The sequence below is a fragment of the Pseudomonas sp. NPDC087804 genome, from assembly GCF_044742965.1.
GTDB lineage: Bacteria > Pseudomonadota > Gammaproteobacteria > Pseudomonadales > Pseudomonadaceae > Aquipseudomonas > Aquipseudomonas rustica.
Genome location: NZ_JBIUVN010000031.1, coordinates 43168 through 59920, shown reverse-complemented (window position 1 = coordinate 59920; position 16753 = coordinate 43168). Strand labels below are relative to the sequence as shown.

The window sequence follows — 16753 nt, the reverse complement described above, 5'->3', positions numbered from 1 at the left end:
TGGAGCAGGCCTTCGTCGATTTGAAGGAAGCCTGGCAGGCGATCATGGAAGTCAATATCGAGTACATCAACTCGGAAGTGAACCCGGCCATGGCCAACATCGTCGGCCCGAGCGAAGCGATCGTGGTCTCCACGTTCCACATCGAACTGGACGGCGGTGGCGGCGATCTGCACGTGACCATGCCGTACTCGATGATCGAGCCGGTGCGCGAAATGCTCGACGCCGGTTTCCAGTCGGATCTCGACGATCAGGACGAGCGCTGGGTCAACGCCCTGCGTCAGGACGTGCTCGATGTCGATGTGCCGATCGGTGCCACCGTGGCTCGTCGTCAGTTGAAACTGCGCGACATCCTGCACATGCAGCCCGGCGATGTGATCCCGGTCGAGATGCCGGACGAAATGATCATGCGCGCCAATGGCGTGCCGGCCTTCAAGGTCAAGATGGGCTCGCACAAAGGCAACCTCGCGTTGCAGGTTATCGAGCCGATCGAGCGCCGCTGAAACGGCGCCACCCCCCCCTTTTTTGCACTAACTGAATTGTTGCCCGCCGAGGACACATGATGAACGACGATATGAACGCCCAGGACGATCAGGCACTGGCTGATGAATGGGCCGCCGCCCTCGAAGAAACCGGTGATGCCGGCCAGGCTGACATCGACGCCCTGCTGGCCGCCGACGCTGGCTCCGCAAGCTCCAACCGTCTGCCGATGGAAGAGTTCGGCAGCGTGCCGAAGAACAACGATCCGGTGACGCTGGACGGTCCGAACCTGGACGTGATCCTCGACATTCCGGTGTCGATTTCGATGGAAGTCGGCAGTACCGACATCAACATCCGCAACCTGCTGCAACTCAACCAGGGGTCGGTGATCGAGCTCGATCGTCTGGCCGGTGAGCCACTCGACGTGCTGGTCAACGGCACGCTGATTGCGCACGGTGAAGTGGTGGTGGTCAACGAGAAGTTCGGCATCCGCCTGACCGACGTGATCAGCCCAAGCGAACGCATCAAGAAGCTGCGCTGAGTGAAAAGGTTTCTCTGGGCGCTGCTGGCGCTGCCAATCAGCGTAATGGCCGCCGAACCGGTGGCGACCACGGCCGCTGTCGCCGCGCCGGTGGTCAACAGCGGCATTGCCGGACAATTGACGCAACTGGTATTCGGTTTGCTGCTGGTGCTGGGGATTATCTTTTTCCTCGCCTGGCTGCTGCGCCGGGTGCAGCAGGCGGGGCCAGCGGGCAAGGGTCAGGTGATCGAGTTGATCGGTTCGCGCGCCCTCGGCCCACGTGACCGTTTGATGCTGGTGCAGGTCGGCAACGAGCAGATTCTGCTCGGTTTGAGCCCCGGCACCATCACCGCGCTGCACGTGCTCAAAGAGCCGGTGCCGGCGCCGAGCACCAGTGAAAAAGCCACTCCGGATTTTGCCCAGCAGTTGCTGAAGATACTCGGCAAGGATCAGAAGGATACGAAGTAATGGGTGCGCTACGCATCGTCTTGACGCTGGCCCTGATGCTGGCGGCGCCGCTGGCGTTCGCCGCCGATCCGTTGTCGATCCCGGCGATCACGCTGGGCACCAACGCCGATGGCGCGCAGGAATATTCGGTCAGCCTGCAGATTCTGCTGATCATGACCGCGCTGAGCTTTATTCCGGCGGCGGTCATTCTGATGACCAGTTTCACCCGGATCATCATCGTCTTCTCGATCCTGCGTCAGGCCCTCGGCCTGCAACAGACGCCGTCGAACCAGATCCTCACCGGCATGGCGCTGTTCCTGACCATGTTCATCATGGCGCCGGTGTTCGATCGCGTGAACAAAGATGCCTTGCAGCCGTATCTGGCGGAGACACTCACCGCGCAGCAAGCGGTGGAAAAAGCTCAAGTGCCGATCAAGGACTTCATGCTCGCGCAAACCCGCAGCAGCGATCTTGAGCTGTTCATGCGCCTGTCCAAACGCACCGATATCCCGACGCCGGACGCCGCGCCGCTGACCATTCTGGTGCCAGCGTTCGTCACCTCTGAGCTGAAGACCGCGTTCCAGATCGGCTTCATGATCTTCATTCCGTTCCTGATCATCGACCTCGTCGTTGCCAGTGTGCTGATGGCGATGGGTATGATGATGCTGTCGCCGCTGATCATTTCGTTGCCGTTCAAGATCATGCTATTTGTGCTGGTGGATGGCTGGGCGCTGATCATCGGCACCCTGGCCAGCAGTTTTGGAGGTGTCTCGCCATGACGCCGGAAGTCGCGGTCGATATCTTTCGTGAAGCGCTGTGGCTGACCACGCTGATGGTCGCGATTCTGGTGATCCCGAGCCTGTTGGTCGGTTTGCTGGTGGCGATGTTCCAGGCCGCGACGCAGATCAACGAACAGACCCTGAGCTTCCTGCCGCGTCTGCTGGTGATGCTGGTGACGTTGATCGTCGCCGGCCCATGGATCGTGCAGACGTTCATGGAATACATCATCCAGTTGTACAAAAACATCCCGATGGTCATCGGCTAAGCCATGCAATCGCTGCTTCAGCTGACCGACACCCAGATCAGTTCCTGGGTGGCATCGTTCATGTTGCCGCTGTTTCGCGTCGCCTCGATGTTGATGGTCATGCCGGTGTTCGGCACCACGCTGATACCGCGTCGCGTGCGCCTGTATTTTGCCGTGGCGATCACCGTGGTGATCACGCCGGGGCTGCCGCCGATGCCGGCAGTGAGTCCGCTGGATCTGAGTGGGCTGATGCTGATCGCCGAGCAGATTCTGGTGGGCGCCGTGCTCGGGTTTTCCTTGCAGTTGTTCTTCCAGGCGTTTGCGGTGGCCGGGCAGATCGTCGCGATCCAGATGGGCATGGGCTTCGCCTCGATGATCGACCCGGCCAACGGCGTCTCGGTGGCGGTGATCGGGCAGTTCTTCACCATGCTGGTGACCTTGCTGTTCCTGTCGATGAACGGCCATTTGGTGGTGTTTGAAGTCCTGACTGAAAGCTTCACCACACTGCCGGTCGGCAGTGGTTTGATGACCGCGCATTACTGGGAACTGGCCGGCAAACTCGGCTGGGTACTTGGCGCGGCGTTGCTGCTGGTGTTGCCGGCGGTGACCGCGTTGCTGGTGGTCAACATCGCGTTCGGCGTGATGACCCGCGCCGCGCCGCAACTGAACATTTTCTCCATCGGTTTCCCGCTGACCCTTGTGCTCGGTCTGTTTATTGTTTGGGTCGGGTTGGCGGATATTCTCAATCAGTATCAGCCGCTGGTCACCGAGGCCTTGCAGTTGCTACGCGAACTGGCACGGGCGCGCTGAGTCATGGCTGAGAGCGAAAGCGGTCAGGACAAAACAGAAGACCCCACGGAGAAACGGAAAAAGGACTCCCGTGAGAAGGGTGAGATTGCCCGTTCCAAAGAGCTCAACACCCTTGCCGTGATGATGGCCGGCGCCGGCGCGTTGCTGGTGTTTGGCGGCATGTTGGCCGAAGACCTGATGGAACTGATGCGCCTGAACTTCACGCTGACGCGCGAGGTGATCATGGATCAGGGCTCCATGGGCGCCTTTATGATGCAGTCGGGCAAAATGGCGCTGGTGGCGATTCAGCCGATCATGATCACCCTGTTGATTGCCGCGCTGGTCGGGCCGATCTCCCTTGGCGGCTGGCTGTTCGCGGCCAGCTCCATGGCGCCGAAGTTCAGCCGGATGAACCCGGCCGCCGGCCTCAAGCGCATGTTTTCCTTCAAGGCTGTGGTGGAGTTGCTCAAGGCACTCGCCAAGTTTGTGATCACCCTGTTCGTGGCGCTGATGGTGTTGATGTCCGACGTCGACGACCTGCTGCGTATCGCTCACGAACCGCTTGAGTCAGCGATTATTCACAGCGTGACGCTGGTCGGCTGGAGCACGTTGTGGCTGGCCTGCGGGCTGATCATCATCGCCGCCGTTGACGTGCCGGTGCAGCTCTGGGAAGCGCACAAAAAACTGTTGATGACCAAGCAGGAAGTGCGCGACGAGCACAAGGATCAGGAAGGTCGGCCGGAGGTCAAACAGCGCATCCGCCAGACCCAGCGCGAAATGTCCCAGCGACGGATGATGGCGGCGATTCCCGACGCCGACGTGGTCATCACCAACCCGACGCACTACGCCGTCGCGCTCAAATACGACTCGGAAAAGGGTGGCGCGCCGTTGCTGCTGGCCAAGGGTAGCGACTTCCTGGCATTGAAGATTCGTGAGATTGCCGTGGCGAATAACGTGATGCTGCTGGAATCGCCGGGGTTGGCGCGGTCGATTTACTACTCGACTGAGCTCGACGAGGAAATCCCTGGCGGGTTGTATCTGGCGGTGGCGCAGGTGTTGGCGTACGTCTACCAGATCCGTCAGTACCGCGCGGGCAAAGGCAAACGGCCGGATCCGCTTAAGGATGACCTGCCGATTCCGCCGGATCTGCGCCGCGATTCTTGACCTTACTGCGATGAAACTCTAGACCTTACAGAGATCATTGTGGCGAGGGGATTTAGCGAAACGTCGCACCGCCCCGTTGGGCTGCGCAGCAGCCCCAAAACCTGTGACTTCAATCTTTCAGGAATACCGCGTGCTCAGGATTTACGACTGCTGCGCAGCCGAGCGGGGCGGTGCGACGTTTCGCTGAATCCCCTCGCCACAGGTTCTTGCCTGACTTCTTGATCGTTCCCACGCTCCGCGTGGGAATGCATCCCGTAACGCTCCGCGTCCCTTCCAGAACCGAACGCGGAGCGTCCGTTGAGGCATTCCCACGCAGAGCGTGGGAACGATCACCGGGGTGCTGTTACTGCGGCAACTCCAGATTATCCAGCGCCCGATTCACCGCCAGTTCGCCGAGCATGATCAGTTGCGCAATGCCCTGCAGCGTCCTCCGCTGCGAGGCGGGTATGAGGTTGGCGAAGTCATTGGCGATGGTTCTTGCCGAGGCGAGGGTTTCGCAGGCGTTGGCCAATAGCTCTTCGTTTTTGAAGTCGGCGGTGACGGCGTACATCGTGCGGTTTCGGCGTGGCGGTGGCGTGGCGCCCGGGAAGAGGTAGTGATCGAGGGCGCGGTCGGCGGCTTCGTGGAGCTTTGTTGAATCGAGGGATTCGTAGGGGGAGGTGGGATCGGTTTCGGGTGGGTTTGGTGTTGGTTTGATCATGTTGAAGCCTCTAGAGTTGTGAAGCTGCCACCGCTCGCTGCTAACGAAGGAGGTGGCGGCTGTACGCGGGTTAGCAGACCAGGACTCTAGAACCCGGCGCACCGAAGTGCCCCACGCAAAGCCGCCATTACGGCAACGGACTTTATGCGTCTAGAGAAAATCCCGGGCTGCTAAACCCGATCACCGAGAAAATCAGCGACCGACCCACGATAGAACCCGTCCCCAAGGCGCACAAGCCGGCCGATTCTGGCTTAGCTGTAGGCAAAGGCGCAAGGATGTGTAGCCTTTGAGGCGTGTCTTGAAGTGTCTTTTAAACAACGGTGTTTAAAAGCTAAATTTGCGTCGCGATTCTTGACGTTTGCGTTGGCCGGGCGGGCCTCTTCGCGAGCAAGCCCGCTCCCACAGTGGTTTTGTGGTGAGCATCAGATTTTGTGGTGTAAGTAAAACCTGTGGGAGCGGGCTTGCTCGCGAAGGCGTCGGCAGCGTCAACATTTTTGTCGCCTGACACACTGCCATCGTGAGCAAGCCCGCTCCTACATTAAAACCAAGTAACCGTCTGTCTGAATCCCCGCGATACCTGACATTTCTGACAGTAGACGGCTTTCCATTTCAGGCGCACTCATAGCGCCGGGAATGTTCCCGTTGGAGGTCTCGCCGTGGATGCGCTTGGGCAAGGGCCTGACAGCGTTCGAGATGCTCGGATCTGTTCAGGGAGAGTCATCATGGTAGAGCGCGTATACAAACATCTTCCGGGGATGAAGCTGGAGTACGTCTCCGCTCGGCTGGAGGAAAACGTCAGCGAAAGAGCGATTGGCTACTCGGCCAAATTCAAACTGAGTCTCGATTTTCTTAACTTCAAAGTTGCCGCGAATCAGCATATTCCCAACTTTCTGGATAACCCGCTCAATGCGATCCGGCCCGAGCTGGACGGCTTGGCCTATCACTACGCGTACAACTATTTATTGGGTGCGGCGGGCAAGATCTCCACGAATGAGGCGCTGTTCGAGGTTTTCACTCGCACGGAGTACTACATGTCAGAGTGGTCGACGGGAGGCCTGGAGATTCGTTACGGCGTACCGGTTTTCGAGGTGGTTGACGGGCAGTTGCACGTCACTGCACGGGTAGACTATCGATTGGACGGTGGTCGACAGATTCAGATCCGCGATCTGCCCATCATCCCTTTTCAGTGGCAGCTGAATTTGCTGTTAGGTGAGCCGGTTTTTTCAGGGCTCAAGTCATCCGAGACCAAAGTCGTGCTGATGTACGGCAAGGAGCCGTTGGTGTCGGTGGAGGGGAAACCGATGTATACCGGCACGCAGTATGTGATTGGGCGCGAGTTAGCGTTTGGTGATATTGGCGCGGAGCGGATTCTGAAGGCTGGTTGAATCCGGCATTTCTCCTTGCGCTGAAACTGTGACGAAACAAAAAACGCCACCCCGATTGAACGGGGTGGCGTTTTTTTGTGCCTGAAAATGACCACCTCCCTGTAGGAGCTGCCGAAGGCTGCGATCTTTTGATTTTCAAAAGCCAGATTAAAAAATCGCAGCCTTCGGCAGCTCATGCTGAGGCGGGAATTCAATAGAGTGAATAGTGCTGCTTAATTGGCACCGAAGCTGAATGCGCGCAAGTGCGCCGAGCTTAGGCGTATGACATTACTTCTGCCCGCTTTAGCTTTTGCTGAGAGGATCCTGAATGTAATAGCCAACCCATATATCACCGGTAGGGCCGGTCGCGATCACTCTAAGATCATTCCGATCGAGCGGCAATTGCTCAACCAACGTCATGGTCGCTGTTTCATATACGTCAATCAGATTCGACCCGTGACCGTTCAAGGCGTAAAGAAAGGATCCATCGGCACTCAATGCCATTTCATGTGGCGTCCCTTCGACGGAGTAAGTAGCTCTGATGCCATCGTTCATAGTGTCAACAACAGCGATGCTTTTGCGCTCCCAATTGGAGATATAGGCAAGGCGCTTCAAGGGGGCAAATACAACGTCGCTCCTGATAGTTATCGGTATCGGGACCAACGTTAATTTATCTGTCTGAGGGTTTAAGACGTGAATACCTTCGGTTTCATTGACCGCGGTAAGGATGTAGAAAAACGAATTAACGGGATTTAGCTTGATTGCAACATGCACTCGACCGATCGGGATTTTTTTGACCAGAGACTGAGTCGCACTGTCAACGACCGCTATAACGTTTTTTTCGGCCTCCCCGGTAATAATGTACAACAGCTTGCCGTCAGCACTGATAGCTAGACCGATCGCAGTCCAGTCTGTCTCATAACCCAGTGTCTGGGTGTGTTTCCGGGTATCAGTGATTATTACGTGCCTGCTGTAAAAGTCAGTGGCATAAATCAGACTACCGTCAGGGCTCTGCCCTCCGATTCGAAGGGCGGTACCGCTATGGGGGAATTCATGAATGAGTTCGCCTGTTACTGCATCCCGCGTCTGGATATGTCCCAGTTGATCGAGGTGCATGGTTTTGCCGTCGTTACTGAAAAGGATCTGGTTCGCGCATTCAATGAGTCGAATGTTTGCTTGCATGGCATGAGTTTCCTATGAGCCCGATGGAGTGCTCATGGGACGAGAAATGACAGGTAGCGTCTACTGTCAGAAATTACAGGTTTGGTGACCACTCGTCTGTATGATTTGGGCGTAAGGGGTTGGTTTTTTCGTATTTGCGCCAAGCTTTAATGAAAGATCGCAGCCTTCGGCAGCCCCTACAGGGAGCGCGTTGGGGCTGCGATCTTTTTTGTCTGCGCAAAAGTTGGAAGGCTTCTTGCAATAGCCGCCGTGCGCCTGCTCTGGGCGTCAAAAGTTTGCTTTAAAGGAACGGGGAAAACCGGTGGATCGCTCTCAGTTAATCAACAGTGCCCGCACAAACCTGAATGACCTCTCGCGAGGCAATCTGGGCGTGCCGTTGTTGCTGCTGGTCATGTTGGCAATGATGATGTTGCCGATCCCGCCGTTCCTGCTCGACGTGTTTTTCACGTTCAACATTGCGTTGTCGATTGTCGTGCTGCTGGTCTGCGTGTACGCGCTGCGGCCGCTGGATTTCGCGGTGTTCCCGACGATTCTGCTGGTCGCGACGTTGATGCGGCTGGCGTTGAACGTGGCCTCGACACGGGTGGTGATGCTCCACGGTCAGGACGGCCACGCCGCCGCCGGTAAGGTGATTCAGGCCTTCGGTGAGGTGGTGATCGGCGGTAACTACGTGGTCGGTATCGTGGTGTTTGCGATCCTGATGATCATCAACTTCGTCGTGGTGACCAAGGGTGCCGGACGAATTTCCGAGGTGAGCGCGCGCTTCACCCTCGACGCGATGCCCGGCAAACAAATGGCGATCGACGCCGACCTCAACGCCGGTCTGATCGACCAGAACCAGGCGAAGATGCGCCGTCAGGAAGTCGCCCAAGAGGCTGAGTTCTACGGTTCGATGGACGGTGCCAGCAAGTTCGTGCGCGGTGACGCCATCGCCGGCCTGCTGATTCTGTTCATCAACCTCATCGGCGGCATGGCCGTCGGTATCTTCCAGCACAACATGAGCTTCGGCGATGCCGGCCGGGTTTACGCCTTGCTGACCATCGGTGACGGTTTAGTGGCGCAATTGCCATCACTGTTGTTATCTACAGCTGCAGCGATCATGGTGACCCGTGCTTCCGGTTCGGAAGACATGGGCAAACAGATCAATCGCCAGATGTTCGCCTCGCCAAAAGCGCTGGCGGTGGCGGCCGGTTTGATGGCGGTGATGGGCCTGGTGCCGGGCATGCCGCACTTCTCGTTCCTCAGCATGGCCGCACTGGCTGCTGGCGGCGCGTACCTGTTCTGGAAGAAGCAGAACGTCGCCAAGGTTGAAGCGCTGCAAGAGGTCAAACGCCAGCAGGAGCTGCTGCCGTCGCCGGCCCGCGCCATGGAAACCAAAGAGCTGGGCTGGGATGACGTGACGCCGATCGACATGATTGGTCTGGAAGTCGGCTACCGCTTGATCCCGTTGGTGGATCGCAATCAGGGTGGTCAATTGCTGGCGCGGATCAAGGGCGTGCGCAAGAAGCTCTCGCAGGATCTGGGCTTCCTGATGCCGACCGTGCACATCCGCGACAACCTCGATTTGGCGCCAAGCGCCTACCGTTTGACCCTGATGGGCGTGATCCTCGCCGAAGCCGAGATCTACCCTGATCGCGAACTGGCGATCAACCCGGGGCAGGTATACGGCACGCTTAACGGCATAAACGCCAAAGATCCGGCTTTCGGGCTGGAAGCGGTGTGGATCGAAATCAGCCAGCGTGCGCAGGCACAGTCCCTCGGATACACCGTGGTGGACGCCAGCACCGTGGTTGCGACGCACTTGAACCAGATTCTGTACAAACACTCCAGTGAGCTGATCGGCCACGAGGAAGTGCAGCAACTCATGCAATTGCTGGCCAAAAGCTCGCCGAAACTGGCTGAAGAGCTGGTGCCGGGCGTGGTCTCGTTGTCGCAACTGCTTAAAGTATTGCAAGCGCTGTTGGCCGAACACGTGCCGGTACGTGACATCCGCAGTATTGCCGAAGCCATCGCCAACAACGCTGCCAAGAGTCAAGATACCGCCGCGCTGGTGGCTGCGGTGCGGGTTGGCGTATCGCGCGCCATCGTCCAAAGCATTGTAGGCACTGAGTCCGAGCTGCCTGTGATCACCCTGGAACCAAGGTTGGAACAGATATTGCTCAATAGTCTGCAGAAGGCAGGACAAGGCTCGGAAGAGGGCGTTCTGCTGGAGCCAAGCATGGCCGAGAAGCTGCAACGTTCGCTCATCGAAGCGGCGCAGCGTCAGGAGATGCAAGGTCAGCCGGTGATCCTGTTGGTAGCAGGCCCGGTGCGCGCGATGCTCTCGCGCTTTGGCCGCCTCGCAGTCCCTGGACTGCACGTGCTGGCCTACCAGGAAATACCGGACAACAAGCAAGTGACGATCGTTGCGACAGTAGGGCCCAACGGCTGAGGTAGTGGTTCATGCAAGTTAAGCGTTTTTTCGCCGCCGATATGCGTCAGGCCATGAAGCTGGTTCGTGATGAGCTGGGCGCTGATGCCGCCATCATTGGCAACCGCCGCATTGCCGGCGGTGTCGAGCTGACGGCTGCGCTCGATTACAAATTGTCGGCGCTGGCGCCACGGGTTCCGAACATGGAACTCGAAGACGAGCTGCGCAAGACCCAGTCGCGCATCGTCACCGCCCAGGCCGAGCTGAGCCTGCGTGGCGAAGCCGATGGCAATAGCAATCGCCAGATCTTTGCCGGCCTGCCACTCACCGCTGGCCTGCCGTTGACCGCCGCTGAACCGCTGACCGAGCCGACCTACGCCGCGCCAGCGCGTCCAGCCCCGGCACCGGCGCAGTCCTCCGGCGGCGTCGATCCACGCGCCCTGGATTCGATGCGTTTTGAATTGAACAGCCTGCGCGAGCTGATGGAAGTGCAGCTCGGCACGCTGGCCTGGAATCAACTGCAGGGCAGCCGTCCGGCGCAAGCCAATCTGTATCGCCGTCTGCAACGCATCGGTCTGTCTGGCCCGCTGTCGCGTGATCTGCTGTCGATGATCAGCGATATCGAAGAGCCGCGTCAGGCCTGGCGCATGCTGCTCGCGCATCTGGCGCGAATGATTGCCGTGCCGGAAGTCGAGCCGCTGGAAGAGGGCGGTGTGATCGCCATGGTCGGCCCTGCCGGCATGGGCAAGACCACCACGCTGGCGAAACTGGCCGCACGTTATGTGCTGAAATACGGCGCGCAGAATGTCGCGCTGGTGAGCATGGACAGTTTCCGCATCGGCGCGCAGGAACAACTGAAGACCCTGGGCCGGATTCTCAATGTGCCGGTGACCCACGTTGATCCGGGCCAATCGCTGGTGCAGGCGCTGGATCCATTGCTGCGCAAACGCGTGGTGCTGATCGATACCGCCGGCCTGCAAGCCAGCGATCCAGCCCTGCGCATGCAGCTCGAAAGCCTCGCCGGGCGTGGCATCCGTTCAAAAAATTATCTGGTATTGGCAACCACCAGCCAGAAACAGGTTCTAACCGCCGCTTATCACAGTTACAAGCGTTGCGGGCTCGCCGGGTGCATCCTGACTAAACTGGATGAAACGGCCAGTCTTGGCGAAGTGTTAAGCCTGGCGATCAGTCATGAATTGCCGGTCGCGTACCTGACCGATGGCCCACGGATTCCGGATGATTTGCATCTGCCGCGCCGTCATCAACTGGTCAGCCGCGCCGTCAGCGTGCAAATGCAGGAAGAACCCAGCGAAGAAGCCATGGCTGACATGTTCGCTGATATCTACCACAGCCCCACCAAGCAGGTAGGCTGAGGTATTCATGAACAGTTTTTGTACCTACATCGATGGTCTGCCATGCATTGTTCCGTTTGTGAACGCGCAGCCAGTAATGTGGCCTCCGTCTATGCAAGACAAGGTAAAGAAATAACATGGGCAGCATGCATCCCGTACAGGTGATCGCGGTGACCGGCGGCAAAGGTGGCGTCGGCAAAACTAACGTGTCAGTGAACTTGTCTCTGGCGCTGGCAGAGCTTGGCCGTCGGGTCATGCTGCTGGACGCCGATCTGGGACTGGCGAACGTCGACGTTCTGCTGGGCCTGACACCCAAACGCACTCTGGCCGATGTCATCGAAGGCCGCTGTGAGCTGCGCGACGTACTGTTGCAGGGCCCCGGCGGGATCCGCATCGTACCGGCCGCGTCCGGCACGCAGAGCATGGTTCATCTGAGCCCGGCGCAACACGCCGGCCTGATTCAGGCCTTCAGTGACATCGGCGACAATCTCGACGTTCTGGTGATCGACACCGCTGCAGGTATTGGTGACTCGGTAGTCAGTTTCGTTCGCGCAGCGCAGGAAGTGTTGCTGGTGGTCTGCGATGAGCCGACTTCGATCACTGACGCTTACGCACTGATCAAACTGCTCAACCGCGATTACGGCATGAACCGCTTCCGCGTCCTCGCCAACATGGCGCAGAGCCCGCAAGAAGGTCGCAACCTGTTCGCCAAGTTGACCAAGGTCACGGATCGCTTCCTCGACGTCGCCTTACAATACGTCGGCGCCGTGCCTTACGACGAAAGCGTGCGCAAAGCGGTGCAGAAGCAGCGCGCTGTCTATGAAGCCTTCCCGCGTTCCAAGTGCGCGCTGGCGTTCAAGGCCATCGCGCAAAAGGTCGACACCTGGCCGCTGCCCGCCAACCCGCGCGGCCACCTTGAGTTTTTTGTCGAGCGCCTCGTGCAGCAAACGGCAGGGCCCGTGCTATGACCGCTAGCGGTATGAATTACTACAAGAAGTCGGCACGCGACGCTCAGTACGAGCTGATCGAGCGTTACGCGCCGCTGGTCAAACGCATTGCCTATCACTTGCTGGCGCGGTTGCCGGCAAGTGTGCAGGTTGAAGACCTGATCCAGGCCGGGATGATCGGCCTGCTTGAAGTCTCGACCAAATACGACGCCAGTAAAGGCGCCAGTTTCGAAACGTACGCGGGCATTCGAATCCGCGGCGCGATGCTCGACGAAGTGCGCAAAGGGGATTGGGCACCACGCTCGGTTCACCGCAATACTCGGATGGTCAGCGACGCAATTCGCTCAATTGAAGCTAAAACCGGCCGTGATGCTAAAGATCACGAAGTTGCGGCCGAACTCCAATTGAGTCTCGACGATTACTACGGGATTTTGAATGACACCTTGGGCAGTCGCCTGTTCAGTTTCGACGATCTGTTGCAGGACGGCGAACACGAAGGGCTGCACGAGGATGGCGCGAGTGCTCATCTTGAGCCGTCACGCGATCTGGAAGATGAACGCTTCCAGGCGGCGCTGGCGGACGCGATTGCCAATTTGCCGGAGCGTGAGCGACTGGTGTTGGCGCTGTACTACGACGAAGAGCTGAACCTCAAGGAAATCGGTGAAGTCCTTGGCGTCAGTGAATCGCGGGTCAGCCAGTTACACAGCCAGTGCGCGGCCCGTTTGCGGGGGCGTTTGGGGGAGTGGCGAGCGCGCTGAAGGCAGTGTGGGGACACTGCGAACGAGGCTGGTGCGGTGATGAACGGCACCGGTCTTGCTCTGTTGTGCTCCAGACAGTCTTCGAGTGCTGCGCCGATTGATTGAAGTGGCGCGTCCAGGTGCTGGGCGCGTTTAAGACTGCTTGGAGGTCGAATTGAACAAAGACATGAAAATCCTCATCGTTGATGACTTCTCAACGATGCGGCGGATCATCAAGAACCTGCTGCGTGATCTTGGGTTCACCAACACCGTCGAGGCTGACGATGGCACCACTGCCATTCCAGTGCTCAACAGCGGAAGCATCGACTTTCTGGTAACGGACTGGAACATGCCGGGCATGACCGGTATCGACCTGCTGCGTCACGTGCGTGCCGACGAAAAACTCAAGCACCTGCCGGTATTGATGGTGACTGCTGAAGCCAAGCGCGAGCAGATCATCGAAGCCGCTCAGGCCGGTGTGAACGGCTACGTCGTCAAACCTTTCACGGCTCAGGCGCTGAAAGACAAAATCGAGAAGATTTTCGAACGCATCGGCTGATGAACGCGCGGGGGAGCTATGGAGCATAAAGAATTTTCACAGGGCGATTTCGAGTCGACCCTGAAAAAACACGCGGTCGAACTGGTCGAGAGCCTTGAAAAAGGCAAGTTCGGCGACGCTGTGCAACTGATCCATGAGCTCAATCAGACCCGTGACCGCGGCCTGTATCAGGAAGTGGGCAAGCTCACACGCGAACTGCACAGTGCGATCGTCAATTTCCAGATCGATCCGCATATGCCGCAGGCCGAGGAAGTGTCGCAAATCACCGACGCCACCGAACGTCTGGGCTATGTGGTCAAGCTGACGGAAGCTGCGGCCAACCGCACCATGGATCTGGTGGAAAGCGCCACGCCGGTGGTCAATGGTCTGGCTGAAGAAGCCCAGGCTCTGAGCACGGATTGGGGCCGTTTCATGCGCCGCGAAGTCGGGGCTGAAGAGTTCCGCGAACTGGCGCGCCGGGTTGACGGTTTTCTGTCGCGCAGCCACACGGGCAACCGTGCGGTGTCGAGCAATCTCAACGACATTCTGCTGGCCCAGGATTACCAGGACCTCACCGGTCAGGTGATCAAACGCGTGACCCAACTGGTCACCGAAGTCGAAAGCAATTTGCTCAAACTCGTACTCATGGCCAGTCAGGTGGACCGCTTTGCGGGCATCGAACATGACCGCGCCGCGATGCTTGCAGAAAAAGATCCACAAAAACATCTCTCGCAGGGTGAAGGTCCGCAGATTCATGCCGATAAACGAGAAGACGTTGTGTCCGGTCAGGACGATGTGGACGATTTGTTATCCAGCCTTGGATTTTGAGTTTAGGTTTTTAGACCTGTTAGGAGCACCCCATTAATGAGCTTCGGCGCCGATGAAGAGATCCTTCAGGATTTCCTGGTTGAGGCCGGCGAGATTCTTGAGCAACTGTCCGAGCAACTGGTCGAGCTGGAAAGCCGACCGGATGACGCGGATCTGCTCAATGCAATTTTTCGCGGTTTCCACACTGTAAAAGGGGGCGCCGGCTTCCTTCAGCTCAATGAGCTGGTGGAGTGCTGTCACATCGCCGAAAACGTGTTCGACATCCTGCGCAAGGGTGAGCGTCGCGTTGATGCAGAACTGATGGACGTGGTGCTGGAAGCACTGGACGCGGTGAACAGCATGTTCACTGAGGTGCGTGAACGCGCACCGATCACCGCTGCAACGCCTGAGCTGCTGGCAGCGCTGGCACGTCTGGCCGAGCCGCAATCGGCGGATGCCGTCGCGGTCGAAGAAGTCGTTGAAGCGCCGATCGCCGAAAGCGATTCGGGCGACATCACCGACAACGAATTTGAACAACTGCTGGACTCGCTGAATGCCGTCAAGGCACAAGCCGAAGCCCCGCCAGCGCCGGTGGCCGATAGCGCCGCCAGCGATGAAATCACCGACGCCGAATTCGAGTCGTTGCTGGATCAACTGCACGGCAAAGGCCAGTTCGCGCCGGACGCTGTAGCGGCGACGCCAGCGGCTCCGGTTGCTCCGGCAGCGGGCGACAGCTCGGACATCACCGACGATGAATTTGAAGCGTTGCTCGATCAGTTGCACGGCAAAGGCAACTTCGCCGTCGAAGCGCTGGAGTCGGCGATTGCCTCGGCACCTGCGCCTGCTGCTCCAGCGGCCGCGGCTGCCGGCAGCGATTTGATCAGCGATCACGAATTCGAATCGCTGCTCGACGAATTGCACGGCAAAGGCAAATTCACCGATGTCGGCGCCGCCTCAGCGGGCAGCGCTTCGACGGTGGCCACGCCAGTTGCCAAGGCCCCGGCCGCAGCGGCGCCGAAACCTGTCGCCAAGCCTGAGCCAAAAGCCGAAGCACCCAAAGCTGCTGCACCGGCTCCGGCCCGTGCACCGGCAACACCGCCACCGGAAAAACCGGCGAGTGAAGCCGAGACCACCGTGCGCGTCGATACCGCACGTCTCGACGAAATCATGAACATGGTCGGCGAGCTGGTACTGGTGCGTAACCGTCTGGTGCGCCTGGGCTTGAACAGCGGCGACGAAGCCATGCAAAAGGCTGTGTCGAACCTCGACGTGGTCACCGCTGACCTGCAAACCGCAGTGATGAAAACGCGGATGCAGCCGATCAAGAAAGTCTTCGGGCGCTTCCCGCGTCTGGTTCGCGACTTGGCCCGTCAGTTGAAAAAAGAGATCAACCTGGAGCTGGTCGGCGAAGAAACCGACCTCGACAAAAACCTCGTCGAGGCCCTGGCCGATCCGCTGGTCCACTTGGTGCGCAACGCGGTCGACCACGGCATCGAGTCGCCGGAAGAACGCGAAGCATCGGGTAAGGCCCGTGGCGGTCGTGTGGTGCTGGCCGCCGAGCAAGAAGGCGATCACATCCTGCTGTCGATTTCCGATGACGGCAAAGGCATGGACCCGAACGTCCTGCGCGCCATTGCGGTAAAACGCGGCGTGATGGACAAGGACGCGGCTGATCGCCTCAGCGATACCGAGTGCTACAACCTGATTTTCGCCCCGGGTTTCTCGACCAAGACCGAGATCTCCGACGTCTCCGGCCGCGGTGTCGGCATGGACGTGGTGAAGACCAAGATTTCCCAGCTCAACGGTTCGATCAACATCTACTCGACCAAGGGCCAGGGCTCGAAGATTGTCATCAAGGTGCCGCTGACGCTGGCGATCATGCCGACGTTGATGGTCATGCTCGGCAATCAGGCGTTTGCGTTCCCGCTGGTCAACGTCAACGAAATTTTCCACCTCGACCTGTCGACCACCAACGTCGTCGACGGCCAGGAAGTGGTGATCGTGCGGGACAAGGCGCTGCCATTGTTCTACCTCAAGCGCTGGCTGGTCAGCTCCGCCGCTCACGAAGAGCAGCGCGAAGGCCATGTGGTGATCCTTTCGGTGGGCACTCAGCGGATCGGCTTCGTCGTCGATCAACTGGTCGGCCAGGAAGAAGTGGTCATCAAGCCATTGGGCAAAATGCTGCAGGGCACTCCGGGCATGTCCGGCGCCACCATCACCGGTGACGGCCGCATCGCGCTGATTCTCGATGTTCCAAGCATGCTCAAGCGTTACGCCGCACGGCGTATTTGAATC

At 58.7% G+C, this 16753-nt stretch carries 17 protein-coding genes; 15 read left to right on the top strand and 2 right to left on the bottom strand.

Features of this window, described 5'->3' with window-relative positions; translation table 11 throughout:
- The 7 genes from ACIOMO_RS24665 to flhB form a co-directional block, all read left to right on the top strand.
- Nucleotides 1–500: FliM/FliN family flagellar motor switch protein (locus ACIOMO_RS24665; protein WP_401244088.1), on the top strand; the 500-nt coding region annotated here is incomplete at its 5' end.
- A gap of 59 nt (nucleotides 501–559) precedes the next feature.
- Nucleotides 560–1018, top strand: a complete 459-nt coding sequence (fliN, locus tag ACIOMO_RS24660; RefSeq protein ID WP_401244086.1) for a flagellar motor switch protein FliN — start codon at nucleotides 560–562, stop codon at nucleotides 1016–1018.
- Nucleotides 1019–1465, top strand: a complete 447-nt coding sequence (gene fliO / locus ACIOMO_RS24655) for a flagellar biosynthetic protein FliO (RefSeq protein ID WP_401244084.1) — start codon at nucleotides 1019–1021, stop codon at nucleotides 1463–1465.
- Nucleotides 1465–2223, top strand: a complete 759-nt coding sequence (fliP, locus tag ACIOMO_RS24650; RefSeq protein ID WP_053118381.1) for a flagellar type III secretion system pore protein FliP — start codon at nucleotides 1465–1467, stop codon at nucleotides 2221–2223. The genes fliO and fliP overlap by 1 nt, the downstream gene beginning before the upstream one ends.
- Nucleotides 2220–2489 carry a flagellar biosynthesis protein FliQ gene (gene fliQ / locus ACIOMO_RS24645; protein ID WP_053118383.1) on the top strand — a complete coding sequence of 90 codons (270 nt, stop codon included), beginning with the start codon at nucleotides 2220–2222 and terminating at the stop codon, nucleotides 2487–2489. Before fliP ends, fliQ begins: the two co-directional genes overlap by 4 nt.
- A gap of 3 nt (nucleotides 2490–2492) precedes the next feature.
- Nucleotides 2493–3278, top strand: coding sequence for a flagellar biosynthetic protein FliR (fliR, locus tag ACIOMO_RS24640; RefSeq protein WP_401244082.1), 786 nt, complete (start codon nucleotides 2493–2495; stop codon nucleotides 3276–3278).
- Between the two features lie 3 nt (nucleotides 3279–3281).
- Nucleotides 3282–4421 carry a flagellar biosynthesis protein FlhB gene (flhB, locus tag ACIOMO_RS24635; protein ID WP_053118388.1) on the top strand — a complete coding sequence of 380 codons (1140 nt, stop codon included), beginning with the start codon at nucleotides 3282–3284 and terminating at the stop codon, nucleotides 4419–4421.
- Between the two features lie 343 nt (nucleotides 4422–4764).
- Here the strand turns inward: flhB and ACIOMO_RS24630 are convergent, their stop codons facing one another.
- Nucleotides 4765–5121, bottom strand: a complete 357-nt coding sequence (locus ACIOMO_RS24630; RefSeq protein WP_159812655.1) for a DUF6124 family protein — start codon at nucleotides 5119–5121, stop codon at nucleotides 4765–4767.
- A 722-nt stretch (nucleotides 5122–5843) separates the two neighbouring features.
- Here ACIOMO_RS24630 and ACIOMO_RS24625 point away from each other — a divergent pair.
- On the top strand, nucleotides 5844–6506 hold the full coding sequence (locus ACIOMO_RS24625; RefSeq protein ID WP_401244079.1) for a hypothetical protein: 663 nt from the start codon (nucleotides 5844–5846) through the stop codon (nucleotides 6504–6506).
- A 282-nt stretch (nucleotides 6507–6788) separates the two neighbouring features.
- Here the strand turns inward: ACIOMO_RS24625 and ACIOMO_RS24620 are convergent, their stop codons facing one another.
- Nucleotides 6789–7667: a YncE family protein gene (locus ACIOMO_RS24620; protein WP_401244077.1), complete on the bottom strand. Its 879-nt coding sequence runs from the start codon at nucleotides 7665–7667 to the stop codon at nucleotides 6789–6791.
- 301 nt (nucleotides 7668–7968) lie between these two features.
- Here ACIOMO_RS24620 and flhA point away from each other — a divergent pair, with 301 nt between their 5' ends.
- The 7 genes from flhA to ACIOMO_RS24585 all read left to right on the top strand — a co-directional run bounded on the left by flhA (nucleotide 7969) and on the right by ACIOMO_RS24585 (nucleotide 16750).
- Nucleotides 7969–10098 (top strand): flagellar biosynthesis protein FlhA, encoded by a 2130-nt coding sequence (gene flhA, locus ACIOMO_RS24615; protein WP_282353828.1) that lies wholly within the window; start codon nucleotides 7969–7971, stop codon nucleotides 10096–10098.
- Between the two features lie 11 nt (nucleotides 10099–10109).
- A complete protein-coding gene (gene flhF, locus ACIOMO_RS24610) occupies nucleotides 10110–11450 on the top strand; it encodes a flagellar biosynthesis protein FlhF (RefSeq protein WP_053118396.1) in 1341 nt (446 codons plus the stop codon).
- A 116-nt stretch (nucleotides 11451–11566) separates the two neighbouring features.
- Nucleotides 11567–12397 (top strand): flagellar synthesis regulator FleN, encoded by an 831-nt coding sequence (fleN, locus tag ACIOMO_RS24605; protein WP_003222917.1) that lies wholly within the window; start codon nucleotides 11567–11569, stop codon nucleotides 12395–12397.
- Nucleotides 12394–13134, top strand: coding sequence for an RNA polymerase sigma factor FliA (gene fliA / locus ACIOMO_RS24600; RefSeq protein ID WP_007920004.1), 741 nt, complete (start codon nucleotides 12394–12396; stop codon nucleotides 13132–13134). Before fleN ends, fliA begins: the two co-directional genes overlap by 4 nt.
- 166 nt (nucleotides 13135–13300) lie before the next feature.
- Nucleotides 13301–13672: a chemotaxis response regulator CheY gene (locus ACIOMO_RS24595; RefSeq protein ID WP_024012118.1), complete on the top strand. Its 372-nt coding sequence runs from the start codon at nucleotides 13301–13303 to the stop codon at nucleotides 13670–13672.
- A gap of 18 nt (nucleotides 13673–13690) precedes the next feature.
- Entirely contained in the window at nucleotides 13691–14479 is a 789-nt protein-coding gene (locus tag ACIOMO_RS24590; RefSeq protein WP_053118398.1) for a protein phosphatase CheZ, read from the top strand.
- 36 nt (nucleotides 14480–14515) lie between these two features.
- Nucleotides 14516–16750: a chemotaxis protein CheA gene (locus tag ACIOMO_RS24585; RefSeq protein ID WP_401244074.1), complete on the top strand. Its 2235-nt coding sequence runs from the start codon at nucleotides 14516–14518 to the stop codon at nucleotides 16748–16750.
- Nucleotides 16751–16753: the final 3 nt, after the last annotated feature.